The organism is Pseudomonas sp. GL_090 (assembly GCF_057837765.1).
This window is the reverse complement of record NZ_CM174452.1, coordinates 1,711,510-1,725,533: the sequence shown is the minus strand read 5'-3', so window position 1 is coordinate 1,725,533 and position 14,024 is coordinate 1,711,510. Positions and strand designations below refer to the sequence as shown.

The 14,024-nt window shown below is 60.4% G+C and carries 16 protein-coding genes; 9 read left to right on the top strand and 7 right to left on the bottom strand.

The window, feature by feature from the left end:
- Window positions 1-347: 347 nt before the first annotated feature.
- The 6 genes from phhA to AC3ITA_RS07570 all read left to right on the top strand — a co-directional run bounded on the left by phhA (window position 348) and on the right by AC3ITA_RS07570 (window position 4,757).
- Window positions 348-1,139, top strand: a complete 792-nt coding sequence (gene phhA, locus AC3ITA_RS07595; RefSeq protein ID WP_489279912.1) for a phenylalanine 4-monooxygenase — start codon at window positions 348-350, stop codon at window positions 1,137-1,139.
- Window positions 1,140-1,243: 104 nt separating this feature from the next.
- Entirely contained in the window at window positions 1,244-1,600 is a 357-nt protein-coding gene (locus AC3ITA_RS07590; protein ID WP_095945468.1) for a 4a-hydroxytetrahydrobiopterin dehydratase, read from the top strand.
- Complete coding sequence (locus tag AC3ITA_RS07585) at window positions 1,600-2,793, top strand: amino acid aminotransferase (RefSeq protein WP_489279911.1); 1,194 nt, start codon at window positions 1,600-1,602, stop codon at window positions 2,791-2,793. Before AC3ITA_RS07590 ends, AC3ITA_RS07585 begins: the two co-directional genes overlap by 1 nt.
- Window positions 2,794-3,069: 276 nt before the next feature.
- Window positions 3,070-3,201 carry a hypothetical protein gene (locus AC3ITA_RS07580; RefSeq protein ID WP_256589141.1) on the top strand — a complete coding sequence of 44 codons (132 nt, stop codon included), beginning with the start codon at window positions 3,070-3,072 and terminating at the stop codon, window positions 3,199-3,201.
- Between the two features lie 71 nt (window positions 3,202-3,272).
- Window positions 3,273-3,458 (top strand): hypothetical protein, encoded by a 186-nt coding sequence (locus AC3ITA_RS07575; protein WP_095945470.1) that lies wholly within the window; start codon window positions 3,273-3,275, stop codon window positions 3,456-3,458.
- A gap of 99 nt (window positions 3,459-3,557) precedes the next feature.
- Window positions 3,558-4,757, top strand: coding sequence for an MFS transporter (locus AC3ITA_RS07570; protein WP_095945471.1), 1,200 nt, complete (start codon window positions 3,558-3,560; stop codon window positions 4,755-4,757).
- On the opposite strand, the gene arfB is transcribed toward AC3ITA_RS07570, so the two are convergent.
- The 7 genes from arfB to AC3ITA_RS07535 all read right to left on the bottom strand — a co-directional run bounded on the left by arfB (window position 4,754) and on the right by AC3ITA_RS07535 (window position 12,498).
- Complete coding sequence (gene arfB / locus AC3ITA_RS07565; protein WP_056721500.1) at window positions 4,754-5,167, bottom strand: alternative ribosome rescue aminoacyl-tRNA hydrolase ArfB; 414 nt, start codon at window positions 5,165-5,167, stop codon at window positions 4,754-4,756. The genes AC3ITA_RS07570 and arfB overlap by 4 nt on opposite strands.
- A 225-nt stretch (window positions 5,168-5,392) precedes the next feature.
- Window positions 5,393-6,805, bottom strand: coding sequence for an amino acid permease (locus AC3ITA_RS07560; protein WP_095945472.1), 1,413 nt, complete (start codon window positions 6,803-6,805; stop codon window positions 5,393-5,395).
- A gap of 853 nt (window positions 6,806-7,658) precedes the next feature.
- Window positions 7,659-8,879, bottom strand: a complete 1,221-nt coding sequence (gene rluB / locus AC3ITA_RS07555; protein ID WP_095945473.1) for a 23S rRNA pseudouridine(2605) synthase RluB — start codon at window positions 8,877-8,879, stop codon at window positions 7,659-7,661.
- A gap of 292 nt (window positions 8,880-9,171) precedes the next feature.
- Window positions 9,172-10,161, bottom strand: a complete 990-nt coding sequence (gene scpB, locus AC3ITA_RS07550; protein WP_095945474.1) for an SMC-Scp complex subunit ScpB — start codon at window positions 10,159-10,161, stop codon at window positions 9,172-9,174.
- Between the two features lie 11 nt (window positions 10,162-10,172).
- Entirely contained in the window at window positions 10,173-10,991 is an 819-nt protein-coding gene (locus AC3ITA_RS07545; protein ID WP_007984128.1) for a segregation and condensation protein A, read from the bottom strand.
- Window positions 10,992-11,621, bottom strand: coding sequence for an L-threonylcarbamoyladenylate synthase (locus AC3ITA_RS07540; protein WP_095945494.1), 630 nt, complete (start codon window positions 11,619-11,621; stop codon window positions 10,992-10,994).
- A 13-nt stretch (window positions 11,622-11,634) separates the two neighbouring features.
- The gene (locus AC3ITA_RS07535; protein ID WP_095945475.1) at window positions 11,635-12,498 is read right to left on the bottom strand and encodes a PHP domain-containing protein; all 864 of its coding nucleotides are present in this window, start codon (window positions 12,496-12,498) and stop codon (window positions 11,635-11,637) included.
- An 87-nt stretch (window positions 12,499-12,585) separates the two neighbouring features.
- Between AC3ITA_RS07535 and AC3ITA_RS07530 the strand changes: the two genes are divergently transcribed.
- From AC3ITA_RS07530 to AC3ITA_RS07520, 3 genes are all read left to right on the top strand, one after another.
- Window positions 12,586-13,182, top strand: a complete 597-nt coding sequence (locus AC3ITA_RS07530) for a septation protein A (protein ID WP_095945476.1) — start codon at window positions 12,586-12,588, stop codon at window positions 13,180-13,182.
- 1 nt (window position 13,183) lies between these two features.
- On the top strand, window positions 13,184-13,483 hold the full coding sequence (locus tag AC3ITA_RS07525; protein ID WP_057715934.1) for a YciI family protein: 300 nt from the start codon (window positions 13,184-13,186) through the stop codon (window positions 13,481-13,483).
- Window positions 13,484-13,606: 123 nt separating this feature from the next.
- On the top strand, window positions 13,607-14,020 hold the full coding sequence (locus AC3ITA_RS07520) for an SH3 domain-containing protein (RefSeq protein ID WP_095945478.1): 414 nt from the start codon (window positions 13,607-13,609) through the stop codon (window positions 14,018-14,020).
- The last annotated feature ends 4 nt before the right edge of the window (window positions 14,021-14,024 follow it).

Genomic DNA, 14,024 nt, shown 5'->3' with positions numbered 1-14,024 from the left:
CGAAGGCGGCCTGTCTGATACATCAATGTTGGACATGCCGGCGCTTTCGCGAGCAAGTCGAATCGTCGCACCGCCACTCCCACAGGGTATTGCGGTGCGCTCGATCGCATTTTTCTGTCGAGGCACTCAGATAGTCGTCAAGATTATGTGACAGGCAAAGCGTTTTTCAAACCGGGAAATCTCAATAGCTGCACGATCGCGGCCAACTCGTAACGAAAACTTTACGAATATCGAGGGATTTTCCTACGTATCACGCCGGGCACCTGCTGCAACGCTGCAATTGATGGGGTATTTCTAGGTCCATAGCAGTACATAACAAGAACGAAATCCCCTAGCAGGAGAGCAGCATGAAGCAGACGCAATACGTGGCTCGCGAGCCCGATGCGCAAGGTTTTATCGACTACCCCGCCGAAGAACACGCGGTGTGGAACACGCTGATCACCCGTCAACTGAAAGTGATCGAAGGGCGTGCGTGCCAGGAATACCTGGACGGTATCGAAAAACTCGGTCTGCCCCACGACCGCATTCCTCAACTCGGCGAAATCAACAAGGTCCTCGGTGAAACCACCGGCTGGCAGGTTGCCCGGGTTCCAGCATTGATTCCCTTCCAGACCTTTTTCGAATTGCTCGCCAGCAAGCAGTTTCCGGTGGCGACTTTCATTCGTACCCGCGAAGAACTGGACTACCTGCAAGAGCCGGACATTTTCCACGAGATCTTCGGTCACTGCCCGCTGCTGACCAACCCGTGGTTCGCCGAATTCACCCATACCTACGGCAAACTCGGCCTCAAGGCGTCCAAGGAAGAACGCGTGTACCTGGCGCGGCTGTACTGGATGACCATCGAGTTCGGCCTGGTCGACACCCCGCAAGGCCAACGCATCTACGGCGGCGGCATTCTGTCTTCACCGAAAGAGACCGTGTATTGCCTGTCGGACGAGCCTGAGCATCAGCCGTTCGATCCGCTGGAATGCATGCGCACGCCTTACCGCATCGACATCTTGCAACCACTGTACTTCGCATTGCCAAATCTCAAGCGCCTGTTCGACCTCGCCCACGAAGACATCATGGGCATGGTCAAGCAAGCGATGCAGATGGGTCTGCACACACCGAAGTTTCCGCCAAAACCAAAGGCCGCGTGATCCGCCGCTTTTAGAATCAAGTGAGCCTGTCAGAAACCATCGCTTTGGATTAGCGTGGTAGCACTGAGGGCCGATTTCCCCACATTCGATTTCAGGAATTCATCATGACCGCATTAACTCAAGCCCATTGCGAAGCCTGCCGCGCCGACGCTCCACAAGTCAGCGACGAAGAATTGCCGATCCTGATCAAGCAGATCCCGGACTGGAACATCGAAGTACGTGACAGCATCATGCAGCTGGAAAAGGTCTTCCTGTTCAAGAACTTCAAGCACGCCCTGGCGTTCACCAACGCCGTCGGCGAAATCTCCGAGGCCGAAGGCCACCACCCGGGCCTGCTGACCGAGTGGGGCAAAGTGACCGTGACCTGGTGGAGCCACTCGATCAAGGGCCTGCACCGCAACGACTTCATCATGGCCGCGCGCACGGACATCGTTGCGAAGGACGCAGAGGGGCGCAAGTAATGCATTTCGACGCCATCGGTCGAGTGCCTGGCGACCCGATCCTGGGCCTGATGGAGGCCTACGCGCAGGACCCGAACCCGCGCAAGTTCGATCTGGGCGTGGGTGTCTACAAGGACGCCCAGGGCCTGACGCCGATTCTTGAGTCGGTGAAACTTGCCGAGCAGCGCCTGGTGGATCGCCAGTCCACCAAGACCTACATCGGCGGTCACGGCGAGCCGGCGTTCGGCAAGGCCATCAATGAGCTGGTGCTGGGCGCCGACTCGAAGCTGATCAGTGCACAACGCGCCGGCGCCACCCAGACGCCGGGCGGCACCGGGGCTTTGCGCCTGAGCGCGGACTTCATCGCGCAGTGCCTGCCGGGGCGCGGCGTGTGGTTGAGCAACCCGACCTGGCCGATCCACGAAACGATTTTCGCGGCGGCCAAGGTCAAGGTCAGCCACTACCCGTACGTGGGCAGCGACAACCGTCTCGACATTGAAGGAATGCTCGCGGCGCTCAATGAAGCGCCCAAGGGCGACGTGGTGTTGCTGCACGCCTGTTGCCACAACCCGACCGGTTTCGACCTGTCCCGGGATGACTGGCAGCGGGTGCTGGAGGTGGTGCGCAAGCGCGAACTGCTGCCGCTGATCGACTTCGCGTATCAAGGATTCGGCGATGGCCTGGAACAGGATGCCTGGTCGACCCGGCTGTTCGCCGCCGAGTTGCCGGAGCTGTTGATCACCAGCTCCTGCTCGAAGAACTTCGGCCTGTACCGCGACCGCACCGGCGCCCTGATTGTCTGCGCGAAAACCGCCGACAAGCTCGTCGACATCCGCAGCCAGCTGGCCAACATCGCCCGCAACCTGTGGTCGACGCCGCCGGATCACGGTGCGGCCGTGGTCGCGACCATCCTCGGTGACCCGGAGTTGAAAAATCTCTGGGCTGACGAAGTGGAAGCCATGCGCCTGCGTATCGCCCAACTGCGCAGCGGTCTGGTGGAAGCGCTGGAACCTCATGGTTTGCGCGAGCGTTTTGCTCATATCGGCATGCAACGCGGGATGTTCTCCTACACCGGCTTGTCGCCTGCGCAAGTGAACAACCTGCGCGATCATCACAGCGTGTACATGGTCAGCTCGGGCCGGGCCAACGTGGCGGGGATTGATGCCACGCGTCTGGATCTGCTGGCCGAGGCGATTGCGAAGGTCTGCAAATAACCTTCAAACACTGCAAATCCCCCTGTAGGAGCGAGCCTGCTCGCGATAGCGGAGTGTCATTCAACATTGATGTTGACTGACACTCCGCTATCGCGAGCAGGCTCACTCCTACAATTATTTCTGCGCCAGTGTTACCGATCTGTCTATACAACCCCATCCGTCGAAACAAATGGATATAAACGTCCGTTTGTCATTTTTACTGCTGTATCCTGCCCAGGCTTTTTTAAAAGCGCGGATCTACCAGATCTATCAACAGACTTAGCGAGGAGCGCAACCATGCACGAGATTCCTAATCTCCCCTTCCCAAGCCTGCACGAACCTGAGCAGACGACCACGCAGCAAGCCGGAGCCCAACAGCCCCAGCCGAAAGAAGCCACTGACAGCCGCCAGGCTGACAGAGAAGACTGAAATACCCGCCGCACAGACTGTGTGGAAAGCGCTACCATGCGCTTTCCACACTGCCTGAAACGAGCCTGACCATGACCGATGAATTCAGTGAAGCGCAGGCCAGCGTCCTGATCGGCACCGCCGAGAAAATGATCGGGATCTGGAATCGCCTCCCCCCCGAGAAACAAGCCGCCTTGCTCGCCCGCTTCGGCACCCAGGAAAATGCGCTGGCCGCCCTGGTCACCACGCAACTGGTCGCTCCCGCCAAACCTGAATGACGCCACCCGGCAAATAGTTTTACTTTTTCACAACCTGTGACCGTCCACACCGCTATCATAAGCAGCCTATCTATCCTGCTTTACCGTGGACCTTTACCCATGCCCGAAAACCAGCGCCCCCTGGCGGTCACGCTGCAAGTTGTCTCCATCGTCCTTTTCACCTTCATCGGCTACCTGAACATCGGCATCCCCCTGGCCGTATTGCCCGGTTACGTCCACAGCGACCTGGGCTTCGGCGCAGTCATCGCGGGTCTGGTGATCAGCGTGCAATACCTGGCCACCCTGCTCAGCCGCCCCTATGCCGGGAAGATCATCGACAACAAGGGTAGCAAGCTGGCTGTGATGTATGGCCTGGCCGGTTGTGGATTGAGCGGTGTGTTCATGCTGATCTCCGCCTGGACCCAGAGCCTGCCGACCTTGAGCCTGATCAGCCTGTTGATCGGCCGCCTGGTGCTCGGCAGCGCCGAAAGCCTGGTGGGCTCGGGCTCGATTGGCTGGGGCATTGGCCGGGTCGGCGCGGCGAACACGGCCAAGGTCATCTCCTGGAACGGTATCGCCAGCTATGGCGCACTGGCTGTCGGCGCGCCCCTGGGCGTATTGCTCGTCCATCAACTGGGCTTGTGGAGCATGGGGGTGAGCATTGTTTTGCTGGCTGTGCTCGGCCTGCTGCTGGCCTGGCCGAAAACCGCCGCGCCGATCGTTACCGGTGAGCGTCTGCCGTTCATGCACGTGCTGGGGCGAGTCTTCCCCCACGGCTGCGGCCTGGCCCTGGGCTCCATCGGTTTTGGCACCATCGCCACCTTCATCACCCTGTATTACGCCACGCAACACTGGGACAACGCGGTGCTGTGCCTGAGCCTGTTCGGCGCCAGTTTCATTGGCGCGCGCTTGCTGTTCGGCAACCTGATCAATCGCCTCGGCGGCTTTCGCGTGGCCATTGCCTGCCTGTCGGTGGAAACCCTGGGATTGCTGTTGCTGTGGCTGGCGCCGGATGCCCATTGGGCACTGGCGGGTGCGGCGCTGAGCGGCTTCGGCTTTTCCCTGGTGTTTCCGGCACTGGGGGTGGAGGCGGTCAATCTGGTCCCGGCTTCCAGCCGTGGCGCAGCCGTCGGCGCCTATTCGCTGTTCATCGACTTGTCGTTGGGGATTACCGGGCCATTGGCCGGTGCGATTGCGGCAGGATTTGGTTTTGCATCGATCTTCCTGTTCGCCGCCCTCGCTGCCCTCAGCGGTTTGATGTTGAGCCTTTACCTGTACCGGCAGGCACCGAAGCAACGCGAAGCGCGGGACGCTCGCTAGAAATCGACCTTGCCGCGCCCGGCCTTGATGTTGCCGCGCTTGGATTTGGATTCGAGGCGACGGGTCTTCGAGCCGAGGGTCGGCTTGGTCGGGCGGCGCTTTTTCTCGACCTTGGTGGCACTCTGGATCAACTCGGTCAGGCGCAACAGCGCATCGGCGCGGTTCTGCTCCTGCGTCCGGTACTGCTGGGCCTTGATGATCAACACACCGTCGCTGGTGATGCGGCTGTCGCGCAGCGCCAGCAGCCGTTCCTTGTAGAACTCGGGCAAGGACGACGCAGGTATGTCGAAGCGCAGGTGCACGGCACTGGAGACCTTGTTGACGTTCTGCCCACCGGCACCCTGGGCGCGAATGGCCGTCAACTCGATCTCGGCATCCGGCAGCTGCACGTTGTTGGAAATCACCAGCATGGAAAAGCGTCCGTATTCAGAGCGTGCAGGATACCGCGATCAGATCTTCAGCACGCCACAAATCCCTTGTGGGAGCGAGCCTGCTCGCGATAGGGCCGTGTCAGTCAACATCGACTAACCTGTCACACCGCAATCGCCAGCAGGCTGGCTCCCACAGGGAAATGTTGGTATGCCCTGAAACAACAAACCCGGCACTCGGCCGGGTTTGTTGTTTCTACGACTGAGTTACTTCACTGCAGCCTGCAATGCGTGTTGCGTACTGCGCTTGTTCTTGATGCCGTAGCAGACCCACATGAACACGAGCCACACCGGAATCGCATACACCGAAGTCTGAATCCCCGGAATCAACAGCATCACACCAAGAACAAACACCACGAACGCCAGGCAGATGTAGTTGCCGTACGGGTACCACAGGGCCTTGAACAGTGGCGTCTGTTTGGTCTTGTTCATGTGCTGGCGGAACTTGAAGTGCGAGTAGCTGATCATCGCCCAGTTGATCACCAGGGTGGCCACCACCAGCGACATCAGCAGTTCCAGCGCGTTTTGCGGGATCAGGTAGTTCAGCAGTACCGCGATCAGGGTCACGGCGGCCGAGGCCAGGATCGAACGCACCGGCACGCCACGCTTGTCGATTTTCGCCAGGCCCTTCGGCGCGTCGCCCTGCTCGGCCATGCCCAGCAGCATGCGGCTGTTGCAGTAGGTGCCGCTGTTATACACCGATAGCGCCGCGGTCAGGACCACGAAGTTGAGGATGTGCGCGGCGGTGTTGCTGCCCAGCATCGAGAACACTTGCACGAACGGGCTGCCGCTGTAGGAATCACCGGAGGCGTTCAGGGTGGTCAGCAGGCTGTCCCACGGCGTCAACGACAGCAGGATGACCAGGGCACCGATGTAGAAAATCAGGATCCGGTAGATCACCTGGTTGATGGCTTTCGGGATCACGGTTTTCGGCTTGTCAGCCTCGGCTGCGGTGAAACCGAGCATTTCCAGGCCACCGAAGGAAAACATGATGAAAGCCATGGCCATCACCAGACCGCTGACGCCGTTCGGGAAGAAGCCGCCGTGGGACCACAGGTTGCTGACCGCTGCTTGCGGGCCGCCATTGCCACTGACCAGCAGGTAGCTGCCCAGGGCGATCATGCCGACGATCGCCACGACCTTGATGATCGCGAACCAGAACTCGGCCTCGCCAAAGACTTTGACGTTGGCCAGGTTGATGGCGTTGATCAGCACGAAGAAGGCCGCTGCGGAGACCCAGGTCGGGATGTCCGGCGCCCAGTAGTGGATGTATTTGCCGACCGCGGTCAGCTCGGACATGCCCACCAGAATGTACAGGATCCAGCAGTTCCAGCCCGACAGGAAGCCGGCAAAGCCGCCCCAGTACTTGTGGGCGAAGTGGCTGAAGGAACCGGCCACCGGATCTTCGACGATCATTTCGCCCAGTTGGCGCATGATCATGAAAGCGATGAAGCCGCAGATGGCGTAGCCGAGGATCATCGACGGGCCGGCGGATTTCAGTACCCCGGCCGAGCCGAGGAACAAGCCGGTACCGATCGCGCCACCGAGGGCGATCAGTTGAATATGGCGATTTTTCAGGCCGCGTTTCAGCTCGCCTGATTGCGGGTTTTGTCCACTCATGAAAAGGGTCTCACGCAAGGTTTGATGATGTTCAGTAGACGTTGCTGCTCAAGAAAGGCGTTAAGCGGCACCGATCAAACCCCAGCGCAGGCACCAGGAGTTCAGCGTATTTACAACGGTCATGCGTCACCTGTTTGTTTTTATCTGTGACGAAATCGAACCCGACACGCTCGTGACGCGACGGAGTGAACAAGGCGGATAGCCTTGAGGTTTGCGCAGATGCGCAGGAGGTCACAGGTAAAACGCGGCGCATTGTACACCCGTAACCCCCTGCTGCCAGACCCGCTGGACAAGCGCGTCTATGGCCGGGATTGCCTGTGTCCGCCCCGAGAAGCTCGGGCGGCTGCAAAAAATGGGTCAGACCCTTGCGGATCATCGACGGGAAAGGCAGGAAAACCGCCCCTCGCAGAGAGATGGAGATGGAATACGGCGTTCATTGCGCCTCCTTTTTGTTATGCACCTGCACGACAGGCATGGCGCGCATAACACCCTGCATGGAGCAGTGAAACAAGCGGGATAGAGCGCTGGAAGGAGGAAGGAAGACGCTGATGCGTAAGCGTTTTCTTACAGTATTCGGGGAATGGCGATTTCACGGGGTTAACCTGCTGATTTCGTCATGAATTCTTTACAGTGCGTAATTTTGGCTTTCCACTTCGGGCATCCCGGTGCGGCAACTGGCGCTATCGCGAGCAGGCTCGCTCCCACAGGAGAGCGGCTTGTTTTGCAGAAATGCGATCCCTTGTGGGAGCGAGCCTGCTCGCGAAGGCGGCCTCAAAAACAACACAGACATAAAGCCAGGCCCAAAAAAAACGCCAACCCGAAGGTTGGCGTTTTTCATGAAGCGCTCAGCCGATTATTCCGGCTTGCGACGACCAAAGCCAGGACGCTGGCCGGAACCGGCCGGTGCGCCACGGCGCTTGCCCGATGGCGTGTCGCCGTCGACCAGTTTGATCCCCGGACGCTTCGGCGCAGGCTTGGCCGGACGCTTGGTGTCGGCCGGGCGATCGGCTACCGGCGTACCACGACCTTCGCCACGCTCGGTACGGCCATTGGCCGGACGTGGCGTGCGCGGACCGCGCTCGCCGTCCTGACGGGCAGCTGGCTTGCGCCCTGGACGCTCGCCTTCGATCTGTGGCTCGCGGTTGGCACGCGGCGCGGCAGGTGCCGAAGCTGCACCAGTGGCTGGACGCAGGGTACGCACACGCTCGGTCTTGGCCATCGGACGCGACGACTTGCGCTGCATCCGGTCAAGCTTGTCCTTGCTCTTGGCGTTCATCTGCGGCATCGCGACCGGCGTCAAACCGACCTCGGCACTCAGGATGTCGACTTCGTACTGGCTCATTTCGCGCCAGCGGCCCATCGGCAGGTCGGAGTTGAGGAACACCGGGCCGAAACGCACGCGCTTCAGACGGCTGACCACCAGGCCCTGGGATTCCCACAAGCGACGAACTTCGCGGTTACGGCCTTCCATCACCACGCAGTGGTACCAGTGGTTGAAACCTTCACCGCCTGGCGCCTGCTTGATGTCGGTGAACTTCGCCGGGCCATCTTCAAGGACCACGCCAGCCTTCAGACGCTCGATCATCTCGTCATCGACTTCGCCACGCACACGCACCGCGTATTCACGGTCCATTTCGTAGGAAGGGTGCATCAGGCGGTTGGCCAGCTCACCGTCGGTGGTGAACATCAGCAGACCGGTGGTGTTGATGTCCAGGCGACCGATGTTGATCCAGCGTCCCTCTTTAGGACGCGGCATCTTGTCGAACACCGTTGGGCGACCTTCAGGGTCGACACGGGTGCAGATCTCACCGTCCGGCTTGTTGTACATGATCACGCGGCGCACCGACTCGGCGGCCTCTTCGCGCTTGATCACCTTGCCATCGATGGTGATGGCGTCGTGCATGTCGACGCGCTGACCAAGGGTGGCGTCTTTGCCGTTGACCTTGATGCGGCCGTGGCTGATCCAGGCTTCCACGTCACGGCGCGAGCCGACGCCGATTCGGGCGAGGACTTTCTGCAGTTTTTCGCCTGCTGGGCCGATTGGCTGGTCGTCTTGCTGGTCTTTGATACTCATCTGGGCACCTCCCGGTGTGGTCTGAAAACTGGGTACTTGGGCGAAGGGATCGCCGAAGGGTCGCGAATCATACGCGCATGAGGGCGTTTGCGCATCAGAGACTAGCTGATCAAGGCAAGGTTATTTGTTTTTCCGCTGGCCGGTGACACACAGCTTGCTTATGGACACAAACCTTGTGGGAGCGAGCCTGCTCGCGATGACGGTGGCACATCCAACATCGAAGTGACTGACCTGCCGCCATCGCGAGCAGGCTCGCTCCCACAGTGAATCTCCATTGTTCATGAGAATCGTATCAGTCTTCGAATTGGCGGCGTTCTGCTTCGATGGCTTCGGCAAGGGCCCGGGCTTCGGCCTCTTCGTCCGACAGTTCCGGCTCGGGTTTCGGCTGTTCGAGGGCGGCAACGGCGGCCAGGAGTTTTTCCCGGGCTTCGGCAACGCCGAGGATGTCGTCGTCCTGCTCCGGCTCGATTTCGGGTTCTGGCTCGCCGTCCGGCTCAGGCTCGGGCTGTGCCGCTTCGATTTCTGGTTCGATAACCGACTGTTCCGGATCGAACTCAGGTGCCGCACCATCACGCAGCAAATCGTCGAAATCGGTCTTGATCCCCTCTTCCATGCTGTCCAGTTCCAGCAACAGCGTGTGGAAACTGGTCTCTTCTTTCGGCTCTTCCGGCTCGGCGCTGGCGTCGGCCAGCTCTTGCAGCCCGGCGGGTACGGGGGCGTCGTCGAAATCGAGCACCGGATCCGGTTCCAGCTCACGCAGTTCCGCCAGCGGCGGCAGGTCATCGAGGTTCTTCAGGTTGAAGTGATCGAGGAACGCCTTGGTGGTGGCGAACATCGCCGGTTTGCCGGGCACGTCGCGGTAGCCGACGATGCGGATCCACTCGCGCTCCATCAAGGTCTTGACGATGTTGCTGTTGACCGCCACGCCCCGTACGTCTTCGATTTCGCCACGGGTGATCGGCTGGCGATAGGCGATCAGGGCCATGGTTTCCAGCATGGCCCGGGAGTAACGCTGCGGGCGCTCTTCCCACAGACGTCCGACCCACGGCGCAAACTTCTCGCGAATCTGCAGGCGATACCCCGAGGCCACTTCCTTGAGTTCAAACGCGCGGCCATCGCACGACTTGGCGAGAATCGTCAGGGCCTTCTTGAAGACCTGCGGTTCCGGCCGCTCGCCTTCCTCGAAGAGTTCGAACAGGCTTTCCAAAGATTGCGGCTTTCCCGAGGCCAACAGAAAGGCTTCAAGCAGGGGTGCCAGATCGCGGGGTTCAGTCAGGTTCATGTTTCGACTCGTTATTCGGCTCGGGCTCGCACGTGGATCGCGGCAAATGGCTCATTCTGCACCAGCTCGACCAGCGACTCCTTGACCAATTCAAGGATCGCCATGAAGGTCACCACCACCCCAAGGCGCCCTTCTTCAGCGGTGAACAGCTCGACAAACGGCACGAAACCGCCGCCTTTGAGGCGTTCCAGCACATCGCTCATGCGCTCGCGGGTCGACAGTGCCTCGCGGCTGACCTGATGGCTTTCGAACATGTCGCCACGGCGCAAGACCTCGGCCATGGACAACAGCAGCTCTGACAAGCGCACGTCTGGCAGCAGCTTGCGCGCCCGGGCTTCCGGGGCGTCAAGCTTGGGCACCACCACATCACGGCCAACGCGACTCAGGCCGTCGATGCCTTCGGCTGCAGCCTTGAAGCGCTCGTATTCCTGCAAGCGGCGGATCAGTTCGGCGCGCGGGTCTTCCTCTTCGTCTTCGACGGTTTCGGCCCGTGGCAGCAGCATCCGCGACTTGATCTCGGCCAGCATCGCGGCCATTACCAGGTACTCGGCGGCCAGCTCCAGGCGTACCGACTGCATCAACTCGACGTAGCCCATGTACTGGCGAGTGATTTCCGCCACCGGGATATCGAGGATGTTGATGTTCTGTTTACGGATCAGGTACAGCAGCAGGTCGAGCGGGCCTTCGAACGCCTCGAGAAAGACCTCGAGGGCATCCGGCGGGATGTACAGGTCCAGGGGCATTTCCATGACCGCCTGGCCATAGACCATGGCGAAGGGCAGTTCCTGCTGAGCTCCGGCCTGACTGTCGACGGGTTCTACTGCGGACATCTAGGCCTCGACCATGAACGGCGCAGGGTCGCCGCAACCGACGCGAATGACTTCCGGCTCGCCGTCGGCGAGGCTGATCACGGTGGACGCCTTGATCCCGCCGAAACCGCCGTCGATGATCAGATCGACCTGGTGTTCGAGCAACTGGCGCATTTCGTACGGGTCGCTCAACGGATCTTCATCGCCTGGCATGATCAGGGTCACGCTCATCAAAGGCTCCCCCAGTTCAGCCAGCAACGCCAGGGCAATGGGGTGGCTCGGCACGCGCAGGCCGATGGTGCGTTTCTTCGGGTGCAACAACAGCCGCGGCACTTCGCGGGTGGCGTTGAGGATGAAGGTATACGGCCCCGGCAGATGAGCCTTGAGAATGCGGAACGTGCCGGTGTCGATCTTGGCGAACAGGCCCAGTTGCGACAGGTCGCTGCAGATCAGCGCGAAATTGTGCTTTTCATCGAGCTGTCGCAGGCGCCGAACGCGTTCCACGGCCACCTTGTCGCCGATCTGGCAACCTATGGCGTAGGAAGAGTCCGTGGGATAAATCACCACCCCGCCCTTGCGGATGATTTCGACTGCCTGTTTGATCAGGCGCGCTTGCGGGTTTTCCGGATGAATCTGGAAAAATTGACTCACATTCTCTACCTGTTCAGACGGCGGCAATAACTGGGTCATGTTTGAATCGACACCATAGCGGTGGCAGATCCTCCGGGAGTGGCCGGTATTCACCGATTTCCGACCAGCCTCCTGGGCCATGAAAATCACTGCCGGCACTGACCAGCAGACCAAACTCACGGGCCAGAATGGCCAGGCTGCCCACTTGCTCGGCAGGCTGGTAACCATTGACCACTTCGATGGCGTGGCCCCCTGCTTGAATATAGTCGGCAATCAGACGACGACGCTTGCTGCGGGTGAATTCATAGTGCCATGGGTGTGCCAGGCTGACCCAGGCCTTGGCCGCGCGCAGGGTTTCGACGGTTTCCTCCAGGGTCGGCCAGTGTTGCTTGACGTCGCCCAGCTTGCCGGCGCCCAGCCATTTGCGGAACGCCTCGGCGCGGTCCTTGACGAAACCTTCTCGCACCATCCAGTCGGCGAAATGCGGGCGGGCCGGTGCGTTTGCGCTGTCGCCCAGTTCCTGCTGGATCTCCCGGGCGCCCTCCAGCGCCCCCGGCATGCCTTTGAGCGCCAGTTTGCGGCTGATTTCCTCGGAGCGTAGCCAGCGGCCATCATGCAATCTGGCGATGGCCTCGACCAACGGCGCGGCGTTCACGTCAAAACCGTAGCCCAGGACATGAATGGTTGCGCCGCCCCAGGTGCAGGACAATTCGACGCCGTTGACCAGTTGCATCCCCAGCGCGGTAGCCGCGTGCCGGGCCTCGTCGAGGCCTTCGAGGGTGTCGTGATCGGTCAAGGCCAGGACTCGCACGCCTTTCTCGAACGCCCGCGCCACCAGAACCGCAGGCGCCAGGGCGCCATCGGAGGCCGTGCTATGGCAGTGCAAATCAACATTCACAGGGCTTTGTAACCTCAAATCAGCTGGCGCTATCGCGCGCCCATATGTTTGTTATTATGCCGCCACATCCTGCTTCTGGCTGCCACTGTGAAACAATTCATCGATTTCATCCCGCTCCTGCTGTTTTTCATCGTCTTCAAAATCGACCCACGGGTCGTCGACATCGCCGGTCATCAGATCACTGTAGGCGGTATTTACAGCGCCACCGCGATGCTGATCGTCAGCTCCCTGGTGGTCTACGGCACACTGTTCGTCAAGCAGCGCAAGCTGGAGAAGAGCCAGTGGCTGACCCTGATCGCCTGCCTGGTGTTCGGCAGCCTGACGCTGGCGTTCCACAGCGAAACGTTCCTGAAATGGAAAGCCCCGGTGGTCAACTGGCTGTTCGCCCTGGCGTTCATCGGCAGCCACTTCGTCGGTGACAGCCTGCTGATCAAACGCATCATGGGCCACGCGCTGACCCTGCCGGAGCCGGTCTGGACACGCCTGAACATCGCCTGGATCGCCTTCTTCCTGTTTTGCGGTGCCGCCAACCTGTTTGTCGCGTTCACCTTCCAGAGCTACTGGGTCGACTTCAAGGTCTTCGGCAGCCTGGGCATGACTTTGCTGTTCCTGGTCGGCCAGGGCATCTACCTGTCCCGCCATCTGCACGATGCCGACACCACAACGCCAAAAACCGAGGACTGACATGCTTTACGCAATCATTGCCACAGACGTCGCCAACTCCCTGGAAGCCCGCCTGGCCGCCCGGCCTGCACACCTGGAGCGCCTGCAAGTGCTCAAGGGCGAAGGTCGCATCGTATTGGCCGGCCCGCACCCGGCAATCGACAGCAATGATCCGGGCGCGGCGGGTTTCACCGGCAGTCTGATCGTCGCCGAATTCGACTCCCTGAGCGCCGCCCAGGCCTGGGCCGACGCCGATCCGTACATCGCCGCGGGCGTCTACGCCAACGTTCTGGTCAAGCCGTTCAAGCAAGTCCTGCCGTAACTTTCTACTCGCATTTGCCCCCACGCGGTGAACCATATCGGTTCATCGCGCTCTCAATCGCTCATTATTCTCGTTTGCCAGCCGACAACTTCACCAATACTCGTATTGGAACCAGGAGTCGCCATGCGCAAGGGTCCGTTGTGCCTGATGTTGGTCACGTTGTCGATTGGGGCGCCCGCCCACGGTGAAGAATCCGCCGAAGGCGGCAACTCGACGCCGCTTTCCTTGAGCGCCGGCGGCCAGATCACCGAGCTGCAGCAACGCTTGAAAGAAAGCGAACGGCAACGGGAAGAATTGAACAAGCAATTGCAAACGGCCGATGGCGAACGCGAAAGCCCGCTACTGGCCCGGTTGCGCCAGGAGAACCAGCGATTGAAGCTGCAACTCAAGGAAGCCCAGGCCAGCAGTCCCCTGCCGCGCCTGCTGACCGACCAGCAACAATGGTTCGTCATTGGCGCCGGGGTAGCGCTATTGGCTCTGCTCTGCGGTATCTTCGCCAGTGGAGCAAGTCGAAAACGTCGACAATGGCTAAATTGAGTGA